At 36.4% G+C, this 21,964-nt stretch carries 22 protein-coding genes; 12 read left to right on the forward strand and 10 right to left on the reverse strand.

Going from position 1 to position 21,964, the window contains the following annotated elements; translation table 11 throughout:
- Positions 1–4: 4 nt before the first annotated feature.
- From fabD to ACL9RH_RS02600, 4 genes are all read left to right on the forward strand, one after another.
- Positions 5–2,293, forward strand: coding sequence for an ACP S-malonyltransferase (gene fabD, locus ACL9RH_RS02585; RefSeq protein WP_422691766.1), 2,289 nt, complete (start codon positions 5–7; stop codon positions 2,291–2,293).
- Complete coding sequence (locus ACL9RH_RS02590) at positions 2,294–3,262, forward strand: acyltransferase domain-containing protein (protein ID WP_422691767.1); 969 nt, start codon at positions 2,294–2,296, stop codon at positions 3,260–3,262. It begins immediately after the preceding gene.
- A gap of 85 nt (positions 3,263–3,347) precedes the next feature.
- Positions 3,348–4,001 (forward strand): MBL fold metallo-hydrolase, encoded by a 654-nt coding sequence (locus tag ACL9RH_RS02595; RefSeq protein ID WP_422691769.1) that lies wholly within the window; start codon positions 3,348–3,350, stop codon positions 3,999–4,001.
- Positions 4,002–4,043: 42 nt separating this feature from the next.
- A complete protein-coding gene (locus tag ACL9RH_RS02600; protein WP_422691770.1) occupies positions 4,044–4,787 on the forward strand; it encodes a 4'-phosphopantetheinyl transferase family protein in 744 nt (247 codons plus the stop codon).
- Positions 4,788–4,878: 91 nt separating this feature from the next.
- Here ACL9RH_RS02600 and ACL9RH_RS02605 read toward each other — a convergent pair whose 3' ends face one another.
- The 3 genes from ACL9RH_RS02605 to ACL9RH_RS02615 all read right to left on the reverse strand — a co-directional run bounded on the left by ACL9RH_RS02605 (position 4,879) and on the right by ACL9RH_RS02615 (position 6,263).
- Positions 4,879–5,724 carry a hypothetical protein gene (locus ACL9RH_RS02605; RefSeq protein WP_422691771.1) on the reverse strand — a complete coding sequence of 282 codons (846 nt, stop codon included), beginning with the start codon at positions 5,722–5,724 and terminating at the stop codon, positions 4,879–4,881.
- Positions 5,725–5,944: 220 nt separating this feature from the next.
- Positions 5,945–6,091 (reverse strand): bacteriocin-like protein, encoded by a 147-nt coding sequence (locus tag ACL9RH_RS02610; protein WP_422691772.1) that lies wholly within the window; start codon positions 6,089–6,091, stop codon positions 5,945–5,947.
- 28 nt (positions 6,092–6,119) lie between these two features.
- Positions 6,120–6,263, reverse strand: coding sequence for a bacteriocin-like protein (locus tag ACL9RH_RS02615; protein ID WP_422691773.1), 144 nt, complete (start codon positions 6,261–6,263; stop codon positions 6,120–6,122).
- Positions 6,264–6,602: 339 nt separating this feature from the next.
- On the opposite strand from ACL9RH_RS02615, the gene ACL9RH_RS02620 reads away from it, so the two are divergent.
- The 3 genes from ACL9RH_RS02620 to ACL9RH_RS02630 all read left to right on the forward strand — a co-directional run bounded on the left by ACL9RH_RS02620 (position 6,603) and on the right by ACL9RH_RS02630 (position 8,555).
- On the forward strand, positions 6,603–6,884 hold the full coding sequence (locus ACL9RH_RS02620) for a hypothetical protein (RefSeq protein ID WP_422691774.1): 282 nt from the start codon (positions 6,603–6,605) through the stop codon (positions 6,882–6,884).
- Between the two features lie 29 nt (positions 6,885–6,913).
- A complete protein-coding gene (locus ACL9RH_RS02625) occupies positions 6,914–7,672 on the forward strand; it encodes a hypothetical protein (protein ID WP_422691776.1) in 759 nt (252 codons plus the stop codon).
- A 175-nt stretch (positions 7,673–7,847) separates the two neighbouring features.
- A complete protein-coding gene (locus ACL9RH_RS02630) occupies positions 7,848–8,555 on the forward strand; it encodes a hypothetical protein (protein ID WP_422691777.1) in 708 nt (235 codons plus the stop codon).
- Between the two features lie 69 nt (positions 8,556–8,624).
- Here the strand turns inward: ACL9RH_RS02630 and ACL9RH_RS02635 are convergent, their stop codons facing one another.
- The 4 genes from ACL9RH_RS02635 to ACL9RH_RS02650 all read right to left on the reverse strand — a co-directional run bounded on the left by ACL9RH_RS02635 (position 8,625) and on the right by ACL9RH_RS02650 (position 14,616).
- Entirely contained in the window at positions 8,625–10,079 is a 1,455-nt protein-coding gene (locus tag ACL9RH_RS02635) for a sigma 54-interacting transcriptional regulator (RefSeq protein WP_422691778.1), read from the reverse strand.
- 81 nt (positions 10,080–10,160) lie between these two features.
- Positions 10,161–11,300: a vWA domain-containing protein gene (locus ACL9RH_RS02640; protein ID WP_422691779.1), complete on the reverse strand. Its 1,140-nt coding sequence runs from the start codon at positions 11,298–11,300 to the stop codon at positions 10,161–10,163.
- A gap of 351 nt (positions 11,301–11,651) precedes the next feature.
- Entirely contained in the window at positions 11,652–13,415 is a 1,764-nt protein-coding gene (locus tag ACL9RH_RS02645) for a flavin monoamine oxidase family protein (RefSeq protein WP_422691780.1), read from the reverse strand.
- Positions 13,416–13,428: 13 nt separating this feature from the next.
- Positions 13,429–14,616 carry an FAD-dependent oxidoreductase gene (locus ACL9RH_RS02650; protein WP_422691781.1) on the reverse strand — a complete coding sequence of 396 codons (1,188 nt, stop codon included), beginning with the start codon at positions 14,614–14,616 and terminating at the stop codon, positions 13,429–13,431.
- 799 nt (positions 14,617–15,415) lie between these two features.
- Here ACL9RH_RS02650 and ACL9RH_RS02655 point away from each other — a divergent pair.
- Both ACL9RH_RS02655 and ACL9RH_RS02660 read left to right on the forward strand, forming a co-directional pair.
- Entirely contained in the window at positions 15,416–17,074 is a 1,659-nt protein-coding gene (locus ACL9RH_RS02655) for a sensor histidine kinase (RefSeq protein ID WP_422691782.1), read from the forward strand.
- Positions 17,058–17,711: a response regulator transcription factor gene (locus ACL9RH_RS02660; protein ID WP_422691784.1), complete on the forward strand. Its 654-nt coding sequence runs from the start codon at positions 17,058–17,060 to the stop codon at positions 17,709–17,711. Before ACL9RH_RS02655 ends, ACL9RH_RS02660 begins: the two co-directional genes overlap by 17 nt.
- A gap of 434 nt (positions 17,712–18,145) precedes the next feature.
- Here the strand turns inward: ACL9RH_RS02660 and ACL9RH_RS02665 are convergent, their stop codons facing one another.
- The gene (locus ACL9RH_RS02665) at positions 18,146–18,589 is read right to left on the reverse strand and encodes an SRPBCC family protein (protein WP_422691785.1); all 444 of its coding nucleotides are present in this window, start codon (positions 18,587–18,589) and stop codon (positions 18,146–18,148) included.
- A 270-nt stretch (positions 18,590–18,859) separates the two neighbouring features.
- Between ACL9RH_RS02665 and ACL9RH_RS02670 the strand changes: the two genes are divergently transcribed.
- The 3 genes from ACL9RH_RS02670 (at position 18,860) to ACL9RH_RS02680 (ending at position 20,873) form a co-directional block, all read left to right on the forward strand.
- Positions 18,860–19,270: an ACT domain-containing protein gene (locus tag ACL9RH_RS02670; protein ID WP_422691787.1), complete on the forward strand. Its 411-nt coding sequence runs from the start codon at positions 18,860–18,862 to the stop codon at positions 19,268–19,270.
- A 59-nt stretch (positions 19,271–19,329) separates the two neighbouring features.
- Entirely contained in the window at positions 19,330–19,791 is a 462-nt protein-coding gene (locus ACL9RH_RS02675) for a hypothetical protein (protein WP_422691788.1), read from the forward strand.
- 134 nt (positions 19,792–19,925) lie between these two features.
- Positions 19,926–20,873 carry an alpha/beta fold hydrolase gene (locus ACL9RH_RS02680; protein ID WP_422691789.1) on the forward strand — a complete coding sequence of 316 codons (948 nt, stop codon included), beginning with the start codon at positions 19,926–19,928 and terminating at the stop codon, positions 20,871–20,873.
- A gap of 68 nt (positions 20,874–20,941) precedes the next feature.
- Here ACL9RH_RS02680 and ACL9RH_RS02685 read toward each other — a convergent pair whose 3' ends face one another.
- Both ACL9RH_RS02685 and ACL9RH_RS02690 read right to left on the reverse strand, forming a co-directional pair.
- Positions 20,942–21,409, reverse strand: a complete 468-nt coding sequence (locus tag ACL9RH_RS02685) for a hypothetical protein (RefSeq protein ID WP_422691790.1) — start codon at positions 21,407–21,409, stop codon at positions 20,942–20,944.
- A 9-nt stretch (positions 21,410–21,418) separates the two neighbouring features.
- On the reverse strand, positions 21,419–21,856 hold the full coding sequence (locus ACL9RH_RS02690; protein ID WP_422691791.1) for a hypothetical protein: 438 nt from the start codon (positions 21,854–21,856) through the stop codon (positions 21,419–21,421).
- Positions 21,857–21,964: the final 108 nt, after the last annotated feature.

Raw genomic sequence — 21,964 nt, forward strand, 5'->3', positions numbered from 1 at the left:
CAATATGAAAGCAGTAATGTTCCCAGGCCAGGGATCCCAATATAAAGGAATGGGAAAAGGACTTTTCGATCAGTTCAGAAAAGAAACAATCTTAGCATCAGAAATTTTAGGGTACGACCTTGAAGAATTATGCATCAAAGATCCGGAACGCCAGTTAGGCAAAACACAATTCACACAGCCTGCGCTGTATACGGTAAATGCATTTACCCATTATGTAAACCACTCAGGAGACAAACCGGATTTCTTCATCGGCCACAGCTTAGGTGAATATAATGCCTTGCTTGCAGCAGAAGCATTCAGTTTTGAAACGGGATTAAGACTGGTTCAGAAGAGAGGTGCATTAATGGCGGCGGCATCCGGAGGAGGAATGGCTGCTGTATTGGGGCTTAAAGTGGAGGCCATACAAAAATTGTTGTCAGAAGGAGGATACGGAGATATAGATATTGCCAACATCAATACGCCAACGCAGATTGTCATTGCCGGGCCTCAACATTCGATTGATAAAATTGTACAGGAATTTGAAGAACGTAAAATCAAAATATTCCCGCTTTTTGTAAGCGCTCCTTTCCATTCAAGATATATGAAACCGGCTGCGACAGAATTTAAGGATTTTCTTCAAAACTTCAGCTTCTCAGCCTTACAGACTCCTGTGATTGCAAATGTGACTGCAAAGCCCTATCCTGAAGGACAAATCATCGATCTTTTGGCCAGGCAGATAGAAAGTTCTGTACAATGGACAGACACGATCAGAACGCTTATGGGGAAAGGTGTTACCGAATATGAAGAAACAGGAAGCGTTATTTTGACTAAAATGGTGAATGAAATTAAAGATACCTGCACTCCGCTGATCCACGAAGAACCGATAATAACCGAAACCGCAAAACCTCATGTTAACGGTTCTGTGAATGGTAAAGTAAACGGGGAAGCTTCAAAAAAAGAATGTCTTTCTACCAAACTGGGAAGCCACGAATTCCGCAAAGATTATGGCCTTAAATATGCATATGCCGCAGGATCTATGTACAGAGGAATCGCCTCACCACAGCTGGTAGTACGTTTGGCAAAAGCAGGATTCATGGGCTTTTTGGGAACCGGAGGAATGCCGTTAGCAGACATTGAAAAGAATATTATCAAAATTCAGGAAGAACTAACGAATGGAGAGCCTTACGGAGTCAATTTCCTGCATAATTTAAATGATCCGGCTTCGGAAATGAAAGCTGTTGAACTTTTACTTCTTTACGGAGTAACAAATATTGAAGCGTCAGCCTATATGCAGATGATGCCCGCTTTGGTATATTACAGATTAAAAGGTTTGCAGAAAGGCCCCAACGGTGAAGTAATATGCAGGCATAATATTATTGCTAAAGTTTCCAGACCGGAAGTGGCGGAAGTTTTTATGCGTCCTGCTCCCGATAAAATCGTAAGAAATTTATTAGAAGAAAACCTTATCACAGCAGAACAGGCAGCCCTTTCCAAAAAAGTGCCAATGAGCTACGATATCTGTGTGGAAGCAGATTCAGGCGGACATACCGATCGTGGGATTGCCATGGTTCTATTGCCTTCTATTCAGCGTTTAAGAACCGATATTATGGCAGAATATGCTTATGAGAAAGAAATCCGTGTTGGATTGGCAGGCGGAATTGGAACCCCTCAGGCGGCAACATGCGCCTATATCATGGGTGCTGACTTTATCGTGACGGGATCAGTTAATCAGTGTACAGTAGAGGCAGGAACCAGCGATGCAGTAAAAGATCTTTTACAGGATATTAATGTACAGGATACCGATTATGCGCCTGCAGGAGATATGTTTGAGATAGGAGCTAAGGTACAGGTACTCAGAAGAGGGGTTTTATTTGCCGCAAGAGCCAATAAACTGTATGCTTTATACAATCAATACAACAGTCTAGAAGAAATTCCTGAAAAAACAATCATACAACTGGAGAAAACCTATTTCGAAAAAAGCATTGCCGAAATTTGGAACGAAGTCAGAGAGTATTGCAAAAATGTAGGAGCAGAAGCTGAGATTACCAAAGCAGAACAGAATCCCAAAACTAAAATGGCATTGGTCTTCCGCTGGTATTTTGGTTACACCAATAAGCTGGCTTTTGAAGGTAATATTGAGAACAAAGCCAATTTCCAGATCCATACAGGTTCTGCATTGGGAGCGTTCAATCAATGGGTGAAAGGAACTCCGATGGAAAGCTGGAAAAATCGCCATGTGGATGAAATTGGACTCAATATCATGGTAGGTGCCGCAAAATTATTAGAAAACACAGCATTAATGGTAAATAATTAAATGACAGAAAGCAAATCTAAAAATATTGTATTCTTATTTTCCGGTCAGGGAAGTCATTATCGTGGAATGGGACGGGATTTGTATGAGCAGCATCCAACATTTAAAAGCTGTCTCGAAACGTTGTCTCAAATGATAAAAAAGCAACTGAACTATTCTTTGATTGATGAGTTGTATAGCAGCGAAGAAGAATTTTTTGATGAATTGCTCATCACCCATCCTGCGATTGTTGCCGTTGAGATTGCTCTGTATGAAACGGTTTTGGAGATGGGAATTCGGCCACACTTTATATCGGGGAACAGCCTGGGAGAATTTGCTGCCGGGGTGGCCGGTGGAGTATGGGATGCTGCTACAGCAGTGGAAGCAGCCATAGAACAAGCTAAATCAATATCTCGTGCTGATATTGAAGGGGGAATGCTAGTCGTATTTGCCGAAGAACAAAAGTTGAAAAGTCTTTATGGGAAACATCAGTTATTTCTCGCGTCACATAATTTTAACGGACACTTTACTTTGTCAGGAATAACTTCTCATTTAGAAGCATTTGAAAATGAATTGACAGGGCAAGGAATTAATTTCTTTCGCTTACCCGTCAACGTTCCTTTTCATACTCCCTTAATGAAGGCCGCAAAAGCAGATTTTGATCAGTACATCAGCTCCTCAACCGCTTTGAAAGCTCCTGTTGATGGATTGATATCAGGTTTTGAAGCAAAAGAAATCAATGATCTTGCCGATGATTATTTCTGGCAGGCAGTAAGCCGATACACTAATTTTACGAAAATAATTGATCTTCTGGAAGCCAAAGGTCCCTGTCTTTATATAGATATGGGACCTTCGGGAACCAGTTCAGCATTTGTCAAATACAATCTGAAGCCTGATAGTCACTCTGAAACATTTACGATTATGAGCCCTTACAGAAGAGAAATGAGCCAGTTAGAAAAATTACAGGACAGAATAAAAAACACAGTAGTATGAAACACCTATGTCAAAAATTTTTTGACGCACAAGGAAGTGATTATGGAGGTTCCATTTGACTGTTAAAAAAAAAAAATATAAACAGATGAAAGTAGAAGTTTTCCGTGTTTCAGGGCAGAGCATTAAAAATCAATGTTACCTGATTCATGATGACCATTCCGGAATATTGATTGATCCGGCTTGGGATTATGAGCTCATCAGCCATTTTTTAAAAAACAACCATATTGTATTAACAGGGGTTTTATTGACGCATTCCCACCACGATCATACAGACCTTGCCGAAACTTTTGCAGAATATTACGGAGTTCCGGTGTATATGTCAGCCATCGAGATCCGGCACTATGATTTTAAATGTCCAAATCTTATTGCAATTCAACATCTGCAGGAGGTGAGGGTAGGAAATGTTAGCGTAACAGCTTTACTGACACCAGGGCATACCAAAGGAAGCGTCTGTTATCTGATTGATGGACATTGCTTTACCGGAGATACCATTTTTATCGAAGGAGTAGGAATCTGTGATCAAAGTGGAATCAATTCCCTTTATGACTCTGTACAGTTTATCAAGCAGTATTTGCCTCAGCAGACTTTAATTTGGCCAGGGCATTCTTTTGGAGAAACACCGGGGAAAGAATTAGGCTTTTTATTGCATAACAATATCTATTTTCTGTTGAACAGAAGAGATGCTTTTACCGATTTCAGAATGCGGAAGAATAAGCCAGATCCCTTTTCTTTCAAATAATATTATTACTTTTATATCTTCATTGATGATGACCTTAATGCTATGAATTTATCCTTACAAAATACAATTGTGGTTGAAAAATTATTCTTGCAGAGAGCTGATGGTTTACATCCTGCGGCTATAGCAGCAGTACGGAATTCTCTGGATCAATTAAGAGAAATCAGACAGTCATTTCTTCACGAAAAAGAATTGGAATTTTTTGATACATTGAAATTTCCAAAAGTGCAGCACAGTTATTTGTTGGGTAGATATGCCGCTAAAATGGCATTAAAAACATTTATGAATGATATCGTGGTAACAGAAGCAAGAGTAGGTGCTGGAGTATTTCAGCAGCCTGTTCTTTATTTGGCCGGAGCCGGAAATATACAATTGAGCATTTCCCATACCACAGAAATGGCCATCGCGGTTGTATTTCAGGAAGGGCACCCAATGGGAGTAGACGTTGAAGCAGTGAATACAGAACAGGCGGAAACCATCAAAGGAATTATTACAGATGGTGAAAAAAATAAGCTTTCCAGGATTTGTTCCGATGGACATACAAGCCTTACTATTTTATGGACTATTAAAGAAGCTTTATCAAAAGTCCTCAAAACGGGTCTTATGACACCTTTTCACCTGTATGAAATTGAAGATATAGAACATCAGGAAGGCGCTATTATTTGCAGTTTTATCAACTTTCCTCAGTATCAATCCATATCCTGGATCTCGAACGGACATGCATGGTCTCTGGTTCTCCCTAAGAAAAGTATCTTAGATCCTAAAATAATCAAATCGTTATATTTATAAAAGTTATAATTTCTTTAAATCCTTTTTTTTGAAGAGCATTAAGATAGTTTTTAGTGTCAAATTGTTTATAATCAATAAGATGTATTTATTTTTATGATTGCTCTTTTATACCGTCTAATATTTTTTGTAGTTTATACAAATTGGGACTTTTAAAAGCATAATTTGTAAACGAGAATTTGGACTTTGTTACCATTTTTTCATCCGAAATAAAATCCCAATGAGGCGGTGGCGTTTTAGAAGCGTCTAATGTTTCGTTTAAAGAAATAATCATTTCATCACGCTCATAGATAAAAATAAATAGTTCTACCTGCCTGATTCTGGGCTTAACATTTTGTCGGTAAGTCCAGTAATATTCATATTTGAAAGGATAATTAACGGTAATTTGATTGTCCTTCATCTGTATGGTCAGATCAATGTCGAGATTGTTTTTTCTCACCAGTCTAAGAGAAGATTTTGTAGATTTTTGCCCCTTGATTCCAACAATCAATAATAGAGATAAAAGTAGGGATGGAATGGCCCAGAATAATATCAGATCGCTTTCGTATTCCCGAGTGATTAAAAACATGAAAAAGCTTATCGCTGCAAGCATTCCTATAACTATGGCAATTCTACTGAGAACAAATCTTTTCTGTATAACAGAAAAATCTGCGCTAAAATATTCACCTTTGTTTAAACTATTTTGGGCAAACTCAATATTTGAAAAATATTTTCCAAACAGATTCCTTTCAAAATCCTGAATAGTTTCCTGTTCTAATTCTTCCTGCTCAATATATTCTGATTCTTCTTCCTCTATAGCTTGCTCATACAGATTTCTGTTTTTCAATATCTCAATTAATGCTTCTTGGGCTTCTTGAACATATCGGTTTCGATCTCTATAAATTTCTAAAACCTTTTCGTCAGACTTAAGGTTTAAAGTATCATAGTACTCATTTTTCATGGTTAGATTAAATACTGAATGTATTTTTATATAGGTTATTATCAGGGATTAAAATTAAAAAAACAGATTAATACGCGCAACCTAAATGAAGAGAAGGAGGATACATATAGCAATTAATCTTCAAAGAAAAGCCTTAAAATCAAAGATCTTAAGGCTTTTTTGTTTTCTAATATATCAGGTTTTCATACTATCTTCAATAGAGTATCAATGAATACTCATCTTAACTTGTTACAGGACAGGCTATAATACAGATTACCCATGGGCATCTTTTTATTCCCGGAGGAGGGCAGCAGGCTTCTGAGCAACCTATTGCTCCACCGTTGATTGTCTTCAGTTGGTCTCTTGAAATTTTTGTAGAATTTTTCATAATAAAATATTTGGATTAAAATTAAAACTTAAGGTTGGTTTCCGCCACCGCATCCGTCGTAGGGCATGCATACCCATTTTCCACTGATTAGACATAATTGACCTCCTGTACAGTTGATGCCGCCATTAATGGCCTTCATCTCCTGTCTTTCGATTTTCTTTAAATTTTTCATAATAAATTTACGTTTAGTTTTATCCGAAATTAGTAATTTTTTATCAATCAAATTGGAATTATTTTAAAAATATTTTTAATTAATATCTTTATGTTTGATAAGTCTTGTTTTTTAAGCTTGCCTTCTATACTTTTTTTATTGATGAAAAATCAGAGAATATCTATTAACAGCAAATATTCTCTTGAGAATCTGATCTATTTTAGCCATAATTGAATACTACTTTGATATTATGGGATTTTTCCTGTATTCATTTTTAGAATATTTTATTATAATTGCTTTTTGTAATTTAAATTTCAAAAATATATTGAAAAACTAAACCTGAATTCATCAATTAAAAATATGGCAAAAAGAACATCGCTTTATGTAGTATTATCTTTATGTATTGCTACCATGGCTTACCTTTTATATAGACAGCAATATTCAATGGTGAGTAAATCTGCCGGAACTTTTGCTAATGATACAAGTGAGGGAAAATTTGTACCAGAAAAGGAAACTGACTTTATTTTTGTAACTACAAATTCAGAATATTCCTTAAACCTTCCTGTCGTTGTGATCCTTATATTATTTTTGGCAATTCTCTTTTTAATTGTAAAGAAGATGATAAAGTTTAAAAAATCTTAAAATTTGCCACAATAATTGTTTCCATAAATATGAAAAAAAGAATATTTACTACGATTTTATTTTCGCTGATGGCAATAAGCTTATTTGGTCAGAACAAGAAGAATCCCAGAAAAGTAAACACGAAAACTCAAAAATCTAAAACTGCAATATCAATGATTTCAACAAAAGATTTTAGCAAATTACCAGATAGAAAAAGATTACAGACTATTTGTAAATCGGTTTCAGTATTGGATGCCATTCTCTCTCAGGAATGGGAATACCGTTATTATTCTTATGACAGAAAATGGGCAGATCATGAAGAGGTTTTTGAGATGAGAAACGGTTCCGGAGATCAGATGTTGATTCTTTTCAGAGACGAAGGTTGTGCAATCAATGGTTTTGCCCGTGAGTATAAACAGCAAGACAAACAGAAGCTTACCAGAGATTTGCCACCCATATTCCATGAATTTATGTTTGGTGAACCAGTACAGTCAATAGGAACAACTTTTTGCCTTTGGAGCACGGAAGCTGGAAATTGGAAAGTAGGAGAAATTGGAAGTTTTGATGACAATTCCGGAGAAATGCTGAATATTTTTGACGGAAATCCACAAACCTACGTTAATTGGGCCACAGAATATTTTGAAGAAAGTTACAAAGAAAGTGGTATACCTTTGAAGACTGTCACTGAGATTTATAATGGACAGATTTTAACCAAACAAATGGTACTGTCAATGGTAGAAGACATTGAAGACTGGAAAAAGCTTGAAGCCGATCTGGATGAAATCGGCTATCCTTACCATTTTAACTGATCAGAAAACAATTATAAAGAAGTTTTTATTTCTTTAACACTTTAGTACACTTTAGAAAGTATAATAAGCTACTGCACAATTAAGTTCAGATAAGATCAAAGTCTTTAATTTTCAACGCAGCTTCAGTGTTTAAAAATCTTTTGTAACTAAGTTTAAACAGATTCAATACATCAATATGAATGCACAAAAATTTTCAGACCTCCTTTTATTTTGCCATTATGAAGACGTTGAAAATGCTTTAAAAGAAGGATTTGATCCTAATACGCCTTTAGAGCAGGGTAAAACTGCGATGGAGTGGTGTTCCTATTCTAATGACTACAGAATGATGGAAATCTTATGGAGATATGGAGGGCAGGCCATTACTCCTATGACAGAAGAAATCATCAGTAAGTTTGAAAACGGTGAAAGTTATACAGGTGTAGCGAATTTTTATTCAAATGATCAGGATGAGGAAATCAACTTATCTGACTTAATAGATTTAACGGAAGATTTCTCAGTAGAAAAGCTTGAATTCCAGAAGGGAAGTTTGTGGTTGCAGGAAGAAAGCTCGTATACGATAGATATTCCTGTATCGAGTTTTATCTTGGATGGCGAGGTTGTAAAGACATCTGTTCGACTGGATTTTATTCATTTGGCAGAGCCCCCGATAAGTTATGTAGGAAAAACGGTTGAATTTCCTGTAAATCCCGAGGAAGGCTACGTTGATGGTTCTATTTACCTGAGAAGCTGCCACAATCCTGCAGATCTTACCCGGTTAAAGTTTTTACAGTTGGATAACGAAACGTTAACCGTAGAGATTTCGTTAACATTTGATTTTGAATATGAAGACATAGGCTTTCATAATGAGGAATTAGTTAAAACGATTGAACTCGAGTGGAAATAGAGCAATCCCTATAAAAAGAGTCAGCTTCAAAATGAAGCTGACTCTTTTATTTTTTACTACAAATCCTTTTTAATTGCGCAAAAACTGTCCGATTCCTGCAGAATCAAAAGTGAATGCAGACTGATTTTCAGACTTATCGATTTTACTGCTTATTGTCAGTGCCCACAATACGAGTTCTTTACAGAAATTTTTGTCTTCAGTGCTCAGATCTGAAGCATTTTCTTCTACAACTGTTACCAAAGGTGTTATCTTGTTGAGTTTTGCATAAAATTCCTCATCCGAATCATTATAATTAAGTTCAAGATGATTTTTATTAAACCATCTGATAAGATCGGTATATGGTGTTTTGATATCTTCTTTTTCCAGTTTGGGAATGCGTGGGAAAAGACTTTCAAACTGTCTCATCACAGCTTTGTCGATCAGTATTTTGGCTACATAATCGGCTCCTTCCTGCTCCCCTTCATATACCAGTTCAATTTTCCCTGTGATAGATGGAATAATAGACATAAAATCCAGCAAACGTACTGTCGTTTTCTCAACACCGGATTCTATTAATCTTAGTTTTGCCGCAGCTACCAGGTTTTCCATCGCACTGATGGTTAAACGGGCACTTACTCCGCTTTTAGCATCTACATACTCACTGTCGCGGGCTGCAAAGGCAACTTCTTCCAAAAGATTTCTTGCCAAATCAGAAATTTGTATCTGTGACTTATCTTCTGCAGAGATGATTGCTTCCTGTTCCGTAATTTGGCGGGCCAGGGCAATGGTTTTTGGATAATGGGTGAAAATCTGAGAGCCAATTCTGTCTTTTAGTGGCGTTACGATGCTTCCTCTGTTGGTATAGTCTTCCGGATTGGCTGTAAATACAAATTGAATATCCAGCGGCATTCTCAATTGAAATCCACGGATCTGAACATCACCTTCCTGCAAAATATTAAACAGGGAAACCTGAATTCTAGCCTGTAAATCAGGGAGTTCATTCAAAACAAAAATAGATCGGTTGGCGCGGGGAATCATTCCGTAATGAAGGACGCGCTCGTCAGAATAAGGAAGTTTTAAAGTTGCAGCTTTGATAGGGTCTATATCTCCGATAAGATCGGCAACGTTTACATCTGGAGTCGCCAGTTTCTCAAAAAATCGGCTGGAACGGTGTACCCATGAAATAGGAGTGTTGTCGCCCAATTCTTCAATAAGATCTTTAGCATATTTTGAAATAGGGTGGAAGGGACTGTCGTTGATTTCGGAGCCTTTTACAATAGGCATATATTCATCAAGAAGATCTACCATGCTTCGGGCGATTCTGGTTTTGGCCTGACCTCTTAAACCAAGAAGGTTGATATGGTGTCCGGCGAGTATTGCTTTTTTCAGCTGCGGAATTACAGTGTCTTCATATCCCCAAAGTCCTTCGAATACAGGCTTTTTATCTTTAATTCTTGAGATTAAATTGGCCTGGATTTCTTCATTGATCGTTTTATGGGTATAACCGGAGTCTTTTAATTCTTTGAATGTAATATCGTTTTTCATTTTCTTCTAAGTAAAAATAATTATTTGGTGAGATGTTTTAAAAGTAACGTCTGTAAGATCGATCTTATTTCAGATGTTGTATTAAATTCTCTTTATTCTGTTTTTTTCATAATCTTCAAAAATCATCTGTCCTAAGCCTGATAAGCCGGTCAGGAAAGCTTTTCCTTTATTTTGAGCGGTAAATGCTTCCACAAACTGACGCAGATAAGGATCCTGTGCAATCATGAAGGTTGTAATAGGAATTTTCAGTTTTCGGGCCTGGGCTGCTCTGTTGAGACATTGGTTGACAATCATTTCATCCAGTCCGTAACTATTGGTATAAAATTCTCCCGTAGGAAGCTGAATACAGCTAGGTTTACCATCAGTGATCATAAAGATCTGTTTGTTGGTATTTCTTTTTCTGCGCAGAATATCCATAGCAAGCTCCAATCCCGCCACCGTATTGGTATGATAAGGACCTACCTTTAAATAGGGAAGATCTTTTATTTTGATGGGCCATGCCTCGTTTCCAAAGACAATAATATCGATGGAATCTTTAGGATATTTCCTTTTAATAAGCTCTACGAGGGCCATTGCTACTTTTTTGGCAGGAGTGATACGGTCTTCGCCATATAAGATCATGGAATGGCTGATGTCAATCATCAATACGGTACTCATCTGAGCCTTATGTTTGGTTTCTTCTACAATAAGGTCATCTTCTGTAAGGTGCAGGTTTGAAATTCCGTTGTTGATCTGTGCATTTTTTAGACTTTCAGTCATATTGACGGCAGAAAGATCGTCGCCATATTGATAAGATCGGTTTTCTCCGTCCCGTTCGTCACCAATTCCTGTTTTTGTTGTACGGTGACTTCCTGTGCCACTTTTTTTAAGGTTTCCGAAAATCTGGTCTAAAGCATATTCCCGTAAGGCTGCTTCCAGTTTAGGCGTTAATATATTTTTACCTTTTCCCGGCCCTGAATTGCCATCTTCCGGTTCTTCTTCTTTGATGTAGCCCCGTTTTTTTAAGTCTTCCTCAAAATCCTGAAGCGTATATTCATCGGTGAAAATTTCATATTCCTTGTCTAGCATATCGAGCCATTCGAAGGCTTCTTCAATATCACCGGACGTATGGGTGAGCAGATCTTTGAAGATATCAAAGACCCTGTCAAAATTCGATAATTCTTCCGGGATATGTTTACTGAATGTAAAACCTCGCTGAGAATTAAAATCTTTATTGGTCATAAGATGATGAAGCTGTTTTGCTGTTAAACCTTTTTAGAATAATATCCCGACTGTTTTGAATGTCTATTTTTCAATTCAATCGGTTGATCTGTACAAGGTTTTGTTTCTTCTTTTTTAAAGAGACAAGTTAGCAAAATATAATGGCAAGACTTCTTACGAAAAATAGAAAATACTAATGATGGCGATATGAAAAGAGAATATTATGGTAATTACAATAAATGCACAGATCTTTTAATGAACCCAAAATATGAACAAAGGTGATACGCTTTATTCCTTTATATTGAATGGGTGTACAAAACAAAAAACTCCGGATAGCTCCGGAGTAAGGGTAAACACTTTTTTATGATATACTTACCATCCTAAATAATAATCTGGACTTAGCCAGTCAGGGCGGTGTAGGTCAAAATGTTCCTGCAGCATTTTTTCGGCTTCACAGAAGGCTCCTTCTACCCAGCCTTGCTGATCGGAATACGCCTCTCCAATGATGTGTATTTTTTCGTCAGCAACCGGTTTTCTCATGTAAGGCATTATATCTTTCACAGAAAATCCTGCCTTCCAGGCGTGATATCCTGCGCCGTAAGGATCGTCTGTCCAGTCTTTAAAGTAAGTAACATAAGGTTCCGGAATTTTTACATCCTTGCCATGAAGCTCATGAAGTTGATTCATAAGTTCACCAACCATCAGTTGTGTTGCCTGTACGTCATCCAGCTGATGAAGTTCTTTCAATGAGGCCGATTTAGCGGCTTTTACTTTGAACAGAACTTTGTCGTCGGAAAGTGCTTTCCAGAACGTTTCCGTTTCCATATCACCGTAACTTCCCAAAAGCATCGAGTTGTTGGTCTTAGGATCAGTCCCGAAATAGTAACATTGTCTCATGGGAAGATCCGTAATCGAATGTCCTGACTTTATATCAAGATCATGCCACCAAGGACGTTCAAAACCCATCAGGATTTTAAAAGCAGGCTCCATAATGATAGAACGGATGTTTTCATTCAATTTGGCATGTTTATTCACATTGAAAAAGAAGTTGTTCTGATCCAGCAGTTCCAAAGATTTTCTAGGCATTGCCAGCACAAGAGAATTGGCGTAGACTTTCCATTCTTTATTCGTTTTCAGGTTCAGAAAAACCAGTTCATATCGATGGGTTTGTTTAAACGGATGCTCTTTGCTAAAGGTAAGCAGCTTGTTTTCGGACCATATTTTTGCGCCCTTATTGGCCATATATGTATTGGCTACTGCATAGGCGATGCTGTCATAACCTTCTTCAATGGTTTTATAGGTCGTATTTGCCGAAAAATCGCCTACCATATAAGGAAATGCTTCAGCAGAATTCCAGTTGATGGTGTTGGAATAATATCCGCCTGCGTTGGCAAGAAATTCATATCCTTCCTGTGAAACCTGATCTTTTATGAGGTTCCAGAAACCGATATCATTTACTTTACGCTGGTCGTAAGGAGATCCCGGAAAGTGGTAAACAAGCCTTGGCTTTATGGCATCCCAGTCTCTGCTGTCCAGCTTAAATTTAAAATCATAAGCATGATGTCCTGCAATGATCTTTTTCTTATAGGTTTTAGCAACCCATGGATCTGCCATTAATACATTGTAAATAATTTTGTTGAATAACTGATCAGAACTGAATCCTTCATCATCATGATTCAGATAGTAGCGTGTTTTCAGTTTTTTGTTTTGTTTCTGTTCTACCTCCCAGGCATTCTGTTTGAAGCGTTCCTTTCTGATATACATCAACAATTTATCTTCCTTACCCATATGAAACGGAATAGGAGTCATTTTACCTTTCAGAACCGGTGTTCTTTTGCTGAGATCTTTTTCAGATAATGGATAGCCTTCTATTAATGTCGTAACAATTTCCTGAGAAGTAAGATAGCGCATTCCTCCAAGTTCTCCCCAGAAATTCATTCCCGGCATGATCACAGATTCCAGTCTACCACCCAGTTTATTGCTCATATCAAAAATTTGAACTTCATGAGCTTTAAACTTTTTATCTGCTACCAGACGGTAAGCGGAGTATAATCCGGAAGTTCCGGCTCCGATAATGGCTACTTCTACTTTTAGATCAGGATGCATTCCCGAATCCAGAGGTGTATTTTTATTCATGGTTTTAAATTTTTTATAGTGCTAAGAAATATTTGTGTCCTAATTTGAAAGGGCTGATGTCAAAGTCTGTTTTTCCGTCTAATACGAGGTCAGACATTATTTTTCCTAAAAAAGGAGTGAATTTGGCGGCCCATCCGGTGGCATATACCACAATGTTTTTATGGTTGGGAACATATGGAGGTGCAAAATCAATTAACAGCTCTTTATCCTGAATGGTGCTCAGGGCAATCAGACATGTGGATGTATATTCCGGTTGAGTATTCAGGCCTGTCATATGATCATTTATCCAGTCTGAAGTATACTGCAGTTCCTGCGGATTGGGAATAAAGGTTCTGTCGTTGGGTTCTTCCAAAGGAGTAATGACGAAATCCGGAGCCACACGAATATATTCAGGATGATCCCAATCTACAGAAGGGAATCCGTAAAACTGATTTCCGTTCTGCTCTATACGGTTCTGGAATACGAACCATGTAGGATATTGTATATTGGGATCTGTTTTTCTGAAATAAGCCGAAGCCATATTCCAGTAAGTAGCTTCAATTTTGAAATCGAGTAAGTTGATCACACTATTGATGTAAGGTCCCGGGATAATAGCCAGTTTCTTTGTAATATAAGTTCCGTGAGGGGTTGTAATTTCGAAGAGTTTGCCTTTTGGGGTGATCTTAAGTACGGGCGAATTTTCTTCCAGCTGTATGGTATCATCTTTCTGACAAAGATTTAAAAGAGTTTCTATCGTTGCTTTAAAATTGATACTGGCTCCACCTGGCTGAAATAATCCCGTATAATTATCCGGTAAATTTCTGAAATGAAACTGTTCTTCAATTTCTTTTGAAGTAAGTGTAGAGTAGGGAATACCTAGTGCTTTCAGAGATTTTTCAGCATCCGCAATATTGCCTTCGGTAGATCGTACTTCGGGATCTCCGAACCAAAGAGTTCCTACTTTATCCAGAAGCTGAACATCGGTCTCTTTTTGCAGTTCATCCCAATAGGGTATTGCTTCCAAAGCCATTTTCACCATGTACTCATCAGGATAAGGAATCCTGAATTGTCGGGATACGCCTGCGGAACTTCCAGATTGGTTCAGGAAGGTAAACTGCTCCAATACCAGAGTTTTTGCATTTTTTTTACCCAGATGGTAGGCTGTAGCCAGGCCTATTGCCCCTCCGCCAATGACAATTACGTCGTAGTTTTCTGTAATCATGTGTTATGTAGTATTAGTTTTCATGGTTATATCGGAACCGGATTTTGGGTTGGTCATTAGGTTCTTTTATATCCGATAGATTTCTGACGGTACGTATAGATCGTATTACAGCAGAATGGTAAAGTCTGCTTACTCAGCATTTCAAAGTAACAAAGAAGGCGGGAGGTATTGTATAGTGTAAATTACCAATTGTTGTTTTGAGTATAAATACTGAATATGGTTGATAAATTCTTAAAATTAAAAGTGATTGGTTTATTATTTAAATTAAAATATGCTGTTGAAAGCAATTTTTGTAGATATTGATTGGTAGTTATCTTAGCCCCGATAGAAACGGTTACCCCGCAACATAGGCTGGAAACAGCAGGGCTTTCGCGGTGGAAACAACTGGCGTGAGGAGTATGAGTGGATAGCGGGATAAAGCTTCTGATAATGAATATTAAAGAAAGTCTCAAGTATTTTGTTGAACCCCGATTTTTGCATTCAATCCTGAAGATTTACATAGACAGGAAGGAATTTGTAAACGGTAAAAGCATTTTGATATAAAGTAGTCTTGAATTTCTTTGATTTTACCTGATAATTAGTATTATAAAGAAGCAAAAATTTACTTTAACTTTGTAAATTGTATAATATATACGTGTTGTTATATTTTTGATAATAACAATATATTATTGAAAACTAATAACAGGTAAAGCTAAGATTATCAGGAAATTAAATTAGATGACGAATAAATATGAAAAATAAATTCTTAAATTTTAGATTGAGGAAGGTTGTCCATTACTCACTCATCATATGTATTTTATTGATACAGGTAATTATTGCCATCTTTTTTTATAACGAATTTGTCAACGGGAAGAAGCTTCAGTTTATCAAAAACCAACTGGAAGACAGCCGTGCGCTTGGAAAGCTGACCGATAACTCGAGAAAAGATTTTCTGGATGCACAGGAACATCTTCAGAAGTATATGGTAAGCCAGGATGATAAAGATCTTCAGGCATATTTTCAGTCTCTTACGAAGCTCAAGATTAATTTTGATAAGATCAATGATTATGAGAATACAAGCCCAAGACTGAAAAAGAACCTTTCTCAACACGTAAAAGATACAGAACAGACAACAAAACTGAAGAAACTGATAGATTCAGTGTACCAGTCTTCCCTGAACCCGCCGACAAAAGAACAGGACAAAGAATACGAGCCAGCAAAATATAAAAATGATTTTGATGATATCAAGATAGAAACTCATAAGTATGCAGATACGGTGAAGAAAAAAGGGTTTTTCGGTCGATTGAAAGATGCCGTTACAGGAAAAGTGGATGTTCAGAAAGAAAGTACGGTGATTACCTTAACGAATAATAAGACCATAGATATTTCCCAGGTGAAAACTAAAATGGATAACACCATCAAATCTATGGATAAACATTATGCAGCAGAAGTAAAGAAAGTACAGATGTACGCGGCTCAGAAACAAAAAGATAATCTTCAGTTTTATAGTAATTTCAGTAAACTTCTGGTATACAGTAATAGTTTGATAGAAGTGTATGAAAGCGCCATCAAAGACTTTAAATCTGAGCTTGAAAAAGAATACAACCAGCAAAGTTCAGACAATAATAAAATCCGAACGTATCTTGTACTGGGATTAATGGTTCTAATGTTCATTGTCTCTATTCTGATTATGTATTTTACCAGAATGGCCTTTATTTATGAACATAAACTGAATGAAGCGAATGGAGAGATCAAAAAGAATCTCAACTTCAAAAACAGAATTTTAGGAATGCTGAGCCATGATCTGAGATCGCCGCTTAAGATCATCAATATCTTTATTGACAAGATCTACAGATCTACAGAGGATGAAACCATAAAAGATTATCTTAAATCAATAAAATTTACTAACAGCACATTATTGCTTCAGTCTAACCAGATTCTGGAATATACTAAGAATCAGGATGCTGAAAAGAAATTGATACAAAGTGAGTTCAATCTTAAAAATGAAATTGGCTCCATTGTAAAAGTAATCACTCCTTATCTGGAGACGAGAAATAATAAGTTTGTGATTACAGACAGGATTCCTGAAGAGATGAACGTGTTTTCGGATAATATCAGAATCAATCAGATCTTTATGAATATCCTTGGAAATGCCAATAAGTTTACAGAAAACGGACAAATTGATCTCACGCTGGTAACAGAATCTATTGATAAAAATACCATATCACTTATTACGACCGTAGCCGATACCGGGGTAGGAATCTCAGAATCTGACCTTGCTAAAATCTTTGACCCTTACTATCAGGGGATTGTATCTGATGAAGTGGATAATCTGGGAGCAGGGCTGGGATTGAATCTGGTGAAAGAAATCGTAGAACTTTTCAATGGAGAAATATCGATTGAAAGTAAACTTCACAAAGGAACCAAAATAACATTCAGGATCAATTTAAATATTAATAATAATGGAAATACCAATTGAAAATAAAGAAATTATATTTCTTTTAGCGGATGATCACAGTATTGTGCGACAGGGAATGGAGATCGTCATCAATGATATTGCTCCAAATGCTAAAATTTATCAAACTTCCTCACTGCAGCAGGCTATAGAACTGGTGGAGTCTAAAGGAATAGAAATGGCCGTGATGGATGCTCACTTTCCGGAAGGGAACAGTCTGCATATTCTGCCACAAATGAAAGCTATCAATCCCAATATAAAAATCTTAATTTTTACAGGTCTTGAGGAAGATCTTCACGCTCTTAAATTTATTAAAGCAGGAGCAAACGGATATCTGAGCAAATTAAGTGAAGAAGATGAAATAAGAGAAGCACTTACTGCCTTTATTCAGAAAGGGGAGTACTTTTCTGATCTTTCCAGAGATCTGCTCGTACAGTTTGTTTATAATCCCAATTTGATAAGTCCGCTCACCAGCCTTACAAAAAGAGAAATGGAAATTGCCGAGCTCTATGCCGAAGGATACGGAAATCTGGAAATTGCCAATAGTCTGGACATAAAACAAAATACCGTAAGTACAATCAAAAAAAATATCTTCGAGAAATTGAAAATAGAAAACCTGGTTGAACTGGTAGATCTTGTTAAAACTCATCATAAAATATAACGTACCAAGGGCTATTCTACATCTCTTTCATCAAACAGATATTGTGTATCGATAAATATCTATAAACACTTCGATATGTATCGATGCCTTTTATAGAAGACTTTATTCAGCAATGTCGTTACTTTGCACTATAAGATTTACGGAAAGAAAGAAACTTAAAACACTTTTTCAGAAGTATATTTTATCGAGAAAAATTAATAATTATAGCAGTACAAATAATAAACTATAATTATATAAAAAACGCAAATGATGAAACAATTATAAAATGTATGAATAGCTTTTAAATCGTTCTTCTTGATAAAAAGACCAAATGATAATAAGAATATAAAAAAACACAAATACACATAGAGAAGTTCAATTGGTAGGTTATTAGTACTAAAAAGGAAGAGGCATATTGCCTCTTTCTTGCTTTTGAGTATATAGCTTTTTAAATACTATTTTGCATAAGGATTTCCTTTCCCAGTTTCCAGAAACATTTTCAGGCTTCCTATAAACTGCTTCCAGCCGCCAATACAGATTTCATAGCATTCAATTGAAGGATTTAAGCCAATGTGTGTAAGATCAAGCAATGCTGTATTTTTTTCTTCTTTCATTTCCCAAACGATCGTAGTTCCTATCCATTCGGACTGATTTTTCAGCGAAGAAATGGCAATCAGCGCATCTTCAACCTCCCAAATCACTCTTGAATGGGGTACACATTCTTTTACGCGCATTGTTTTGTGCACCTGATCTCCAAATCTTATAGTAAACCTATCACCCGTTTTTAGCGAAGAACCTTCATAAGTTTCTGTCCACCAAAGAGGAATTTGTTCCGTCAGGGCTTTATATATCATATCTGTAGAAGATTTTATTTCAATAGTATGGTTGTAATTATTCATAAACTTTACTTTTTAAGAGTTTAACGAAAATGAAGAACGGTCCTGATTGTAAAAATGTTCCTGTAAATTTATTTAAAAGCTTTATAAATGGCTAATTATTAGTGAGATGTGTTAATTACGTCATAACAATGCAATATTACCTAATCTATTTCTCAGTGATCTTTGCATAAGGCAAGAAATACTGTTGAAACAACTTTATCGGATGATCTTTATTTTTTATCAAATGATAAATAAATCCAGAAATCTATACTTTAGTTTTGTATAAAAAAGATGTCAGGAGAAAAAGATTTAGCGGTTCTGCTTCAGAATATGGAACCCGTATTGAATACCGGAGAATATGTGTTTTGTACTGTTGAAACACTGAGCCAGATCCCGGATATAGAGAAAATTCTGTTTTTCTTTAAAGAAGCGGAAGCATTTACTGTAGTGTTAGACAGAACAATTGCAGACGAATGGCATTTGAAATACACTTATATTGCTTCGTGGATTACTCTTACGATCCATTCCTCACTGGAAGCCGTAGGCCTTACAGCTGCTTTTGCCAACGCTCTCAAAAAAGAGAACATCAGCTGTAATGTTGTTGCAGCCTATTTTCATGACCATATCTTTGTTGCAAAACATGATGCCGATAAAGCAATGAAGGCACTCCATGCTTTAAAAAATAGTAAAGAAATACAGTAAGCGCTTTTTACAATTGATATTGTCTTTCTGAATTTCTATATTCGCAAAAACAGTAATTCATGAAAATCTTTTTAACCCTTGTATGGATGGGATTGTGCCAGATTTGTTTGGGGCAGTCATTAATCGAACATATCAAATTTGATGACCTGAAGGCCGAAGAACAGCTGCAGATTGAAAAAATCAATCAACTCTTACCGCAGGCTGAAAAGATCCGCCAAGAAAAATGCAATGAATATGTGACAAAATATTATGGCTGTATCATGGAGTATAAAATGGTGTATGTTTACAACAATCAGCCGATCATGATGGATGAAAGTAATTTTAACCGAATTACCAATATGTATTCGGATGGAAGTGAAGGAACCAATAATTTTATGAGCAATACAAGAACCTATATTCTCAATTGGAATGAAAAGAAATACATCTCAAAACGGGCAACACTCAGCCGGGACGGAATTTCTGTTGATAGAACATACTTTCTGAATCAGTATGAAATACAGCGTTTGATGGATAAAAAATAAAAAAGGTTTTCAATTTCCCCACTAAAATTGTCTAATTAGGTCGGTAAAAAGTCCTGTTGAACAACCTTTTGGATGTTTCGCTTTTTGTTGTGTTTTAAGTTTGCAGCATAATCAAAACAAAAAAATAAACAACAATGAAAGCAATCAGAAAAATCTCAGCAGTAAGTTTACTATGTTTAACTTTATTTACAGTAGCAACGGTGTCTTGCTCCGAGGAAAACGAACCTCCCACGGTACAGGAGATACAGAATAACAACCACCAAAACGCCAAAACCCAATTTGTAAATGTAAAGGGAAATACGATTGCCTATCGTACACTGGGAAATGAAAATGGTATTCCTTTAGTATTATTACCGGGGCTGGGAGGCTCAATGGATGATTGGGATCCCGCAATAACAGATGGTTTATCTAAAAAATATAAAGTAATCATTTTTGATAATAAAGGAGTTGCCTCCTCAGAAGGAACTACTCCCAATACAGTTCAGGCCATGGCAGATGATGCTGTAGATTTCATCAAAGCATTGAATTTGAATAAAGTAAATATCATGGGATTCTCCATGGGTGGATTTGTGGCTCAGAGAATTGTTTTAACTGAACCTTCACTCATCAATAAAGTGATTTTAACAGGAACAGGACCACAGGGAGCCATCGGATTGTCTAATCTACCCAATATTATTGCCGGAACAGCTGGATTGAGCGCTGAAGCCTCTTTTCTGAAATTTGGATTTACAGAATCCAGCCAAAGTATTGCTGCAGGAAAAGCTTCTTATGCCAGAATTCAGCTTCGTACGACAGATCGGGATCTTCCATTGAGCGATAATACTTCAAATGCTCAGTTTACAGCCGTATTAAGTTGGGCGCAACCTGATGCAGATGCCCTTATCACGCTGAAAAAGATCAAAAATCCAGTACTAATTGTTCATGGTGAAAATGATCTTCCGGTTTCAGTGCAGAATGCCAAGAATATGGCACAGGTATTAGAACATGCCGAGCTTTTAATCTTCCCGGATTCTGGCCACGCTTCTTTCTTCCAAAACCATGAAACATTTGTCAATAAGGCAATTGATTTCTTAGGTAAATAAAAATAATAAAGACCAGTCTGTTGCTTATTTCAGGCTGGTTTTTCATTAGAAAGCATGGGGAAATGAGTTTAGGGTATTGTTACAATTTTTTCAATTTCCGATTCAATGTCCTCTTTCTTTATTATTGCTTCAAAATAGGAGGTTTCAGTTTGGTTTTTTTTCCAAAAAGGGTAGAATAAAATTCCGGTAACTCCTAGGTTTTCTATTATAGAATCAGAAATTTTAATTTCTGTAACTGCTTTATAAAGGGTTTTACCTTTGATGTATTTTGTAACTCGTATTTCATGGGTCAACAGTTTAAAGGCTTCTTCAATGCCTTTTTTTAAATTGTCATATTCTTCACTGAAATGTTTGTGATTGAGTCCAAATCCTACTGTAAATTCAGAATGATCAACGGAAAGCCAATATTCAGAATCTTCAATTTGAAGAAATGTGGTTCCATTTTCTTCGTCAATAACAATTTTTTCGCCCAATTTTGAGATCAATAATTCTTTTATCTCGTTGAATTTCTTTTGATGAAGTTTTATATCTTTCATTCGGATAGGTTATATACGATTGTCTTTTCCATATAGAATAGCATTTCCTGACCCTTTATGCGAAATTCGTGATAAAGCTTTTCGGAACTCATCAATGGCGCTAGGTTCTACAATAATCTCAAATTGTATTTTACATTGATCTTCATCCCGAAAATGAGCATCTGTTACCATTGTGATCTGAACCCCAATGTGAGAAAGAGATTGCGTTGGATAAAGGCTTATTGAGAAATAAGAAAATCGAGAATCTTTATGTCCCATTTCAAAAAACAGCTTCTTTTCATATTTAGGAAAATCAATAAGGCTGTTGGCAAAATCAGCAAGAGATCGGCTGTCTTCGTGAATATATATTGTTCCGGAAAATTGAATGTTTGAGCCGGTAATGGTAAATGCTGACAAATATTCCTGATCATCTACTTTTAATTCCAGATACGATTTTAAATTCATCATAAAGTATTGGTGTTTTTCAAAGCCAAATATAAAAAATAAGTGGCGTGTTGGAGTGGTATTTTTTGGAAATTTAAAAATTGTGGTCATTAAAGTTTCAGTGATGGTATA

It is taken from the genome of Chryseobacterium sp. Mn2064 (genome assembly GCF_049319685.1).
Lineage (GTDB): Bacteria > Bacteroidota > Bacteroidia > Flavobacteriales > Weeksellaceae > Chryseobacterium.

What these genes read in the sequence shown, in the direction of transcription:
- fabD (WP_422691766.1), top strand. Translation starts at nt 5, where the DNA reads ATGAAAGCAGTAATGTTCCCAGGCCAGGGATCCCAATATAAAGGAATG.
- ACL9RH_RS02590 (WP_422691767.1), top strand. Translation starts at nt 2,294, where the DNA reads ATGACAGAAAGCAAATCTAAAAATATTGTATTCTTATTTTCCGGTCAG.
- ACL9RH_RS02595 (WP_422691769.1), top strand. Translation starts at nt 3,348, where the DNA reads ATGAAAGTAGAAGTTTTCCGTGTTTCAGGGCAGAGCATTAAAAATCAA.
- ACL9RH_RS02600 (WP_422691770.1), top strand. Translation starts at nt 4,044, where the DNA reads ATGAATTTATCCTTACAAAATACAATTGTGGTTGAAAAATTATTCTTG.
- ACL9RH_RS02605 (WP_422691771.1), bottom strand. Translation starts at nt 5,724, where the DNA reads ATGAAAAATGAGTACTATGATACTTTAAACCTTAAGTCTGACGAAAAG.
- ACL9RH_RS02610 (WP_422691772.1), bottom strand. Translation starts at nt 6,091, where the DNA reads ATGAAAAATTCTACAAAAATTTCAAGAGACCAACTGAAGACAATCAAC.
- ACL9RH_RS02615 (WP_422691773.1), bottom strand. Translation starts at nt 6,263, where the DNA reads ATGAAAAATTTAAAGAAAATCGAAAGACAGGAGATGAAGGCCATTAAT.
- ACL9RH_RS02620 (WP_422691774.1), top strand. Translation starts at nt 6,603, where the DNA reads ATGGCAAAAAGAACATCGCTTTATGTAGTATTATCTTTATGTATTGCT.
- ACL9RH_RS02625 (WP_422691776.1), top strand. Translation starts at nt 6,914, where the DNA reads ATGAAAAAAAGAATATTTACTACGATTTTATTTTCGCTGATGGCAATA.
- ACL9RH_RS02630 (WP_422691777.1), top strand. Translation starts at nt 7,848, where the DNA reads ATGAATGCACAAAAATTTTCAGACCTCCTTTTATTTTGCCATTATGAA.
- ACL9RH_RS02635 (WP_422691778.1), bottom strand. Translation starts at nt 10,079, where the DNA reads ATGAAAAACGATATTACATTCAAAGAATTAAAAGACTCCGGTTATACC.
- ACL9RH_RS02640 (WP_422691779.1), bottom strand. Translation starts at nt 11,300, where the DNA reads ATGACCAATAAAGATTTTAATTCTCAGCGAGGTTTTACATTCAGTAAA.
- ACL9RH_RS02645 (WP_422691780.1), bottom strand. Translation starts at nt 13,415, where the DNA reads ATGAATAAAAATACACCTCTGGATTCGGGAATGCATCCTGATCTAAAA.
- ACL9RH_RS02650 (WP_422691781.1), bottom strand. Translation starts at nt 14,616, where the DNA reads ATGATTACAGAAAACTACGACGTAATTGTCATTGGCGGAGGGGCAATA.
- ACL9RH_RS02660 (WP_422691784.1), top strand. Translation starts at nt 17,058, where the DNA reads ATGGAAATACCAATTGAAAATAAAGAAATTATATTTCTTTTAGCGGAT.
- ACL9RH_RS02665 (WP_422691785.1), bottom strand. Translation starts at nt 18,589, where the DNA reads ATGAATAATTACAACCATACTATTGAAATAAAATCTTCTACAGATATG.
- ACL9RH_RS02670 (WP_422691787.1), top strand. Translation starts at nt 18,860, where the DNA reads ATGTCAGGAGAAAAAGATTTAGCGGTTCTGCTTCAGAATATGGAACCC.
- ACL9RH_RS02675 (WP_422691788.1), top strand. Translation starts at nt 19,330, where the DNA reads ATGAAAATCTTTTTAACCCTTGTATGGATGGGATTGTGCCAGATTTGT.
- ACL9RH_RS02680 (WP_422691789.1), top strand. Translation starts at nt 19,926, where the DNA reads ATGAAAGCAATCAGAAAAATCTCAGCAGTAAGTTTACTATGTTTAACT.
- ACL9RH_RS02685 (WP_422691790.1), bottom strand. Translation starts at nt 21,409, where the DNA reads ATGAAAGATATAAAACTTCATCAAAAGAAATTCAACGAGATAAAAGAA.
- ACL9RH_RS02690 (WP_422691791.1), bottom strand. Translation starts at nt 21,856, where the DNA reads ATGATGAATTTAAAATCGTATCTGGAATTAAAAGTAGATGATCAGGAA.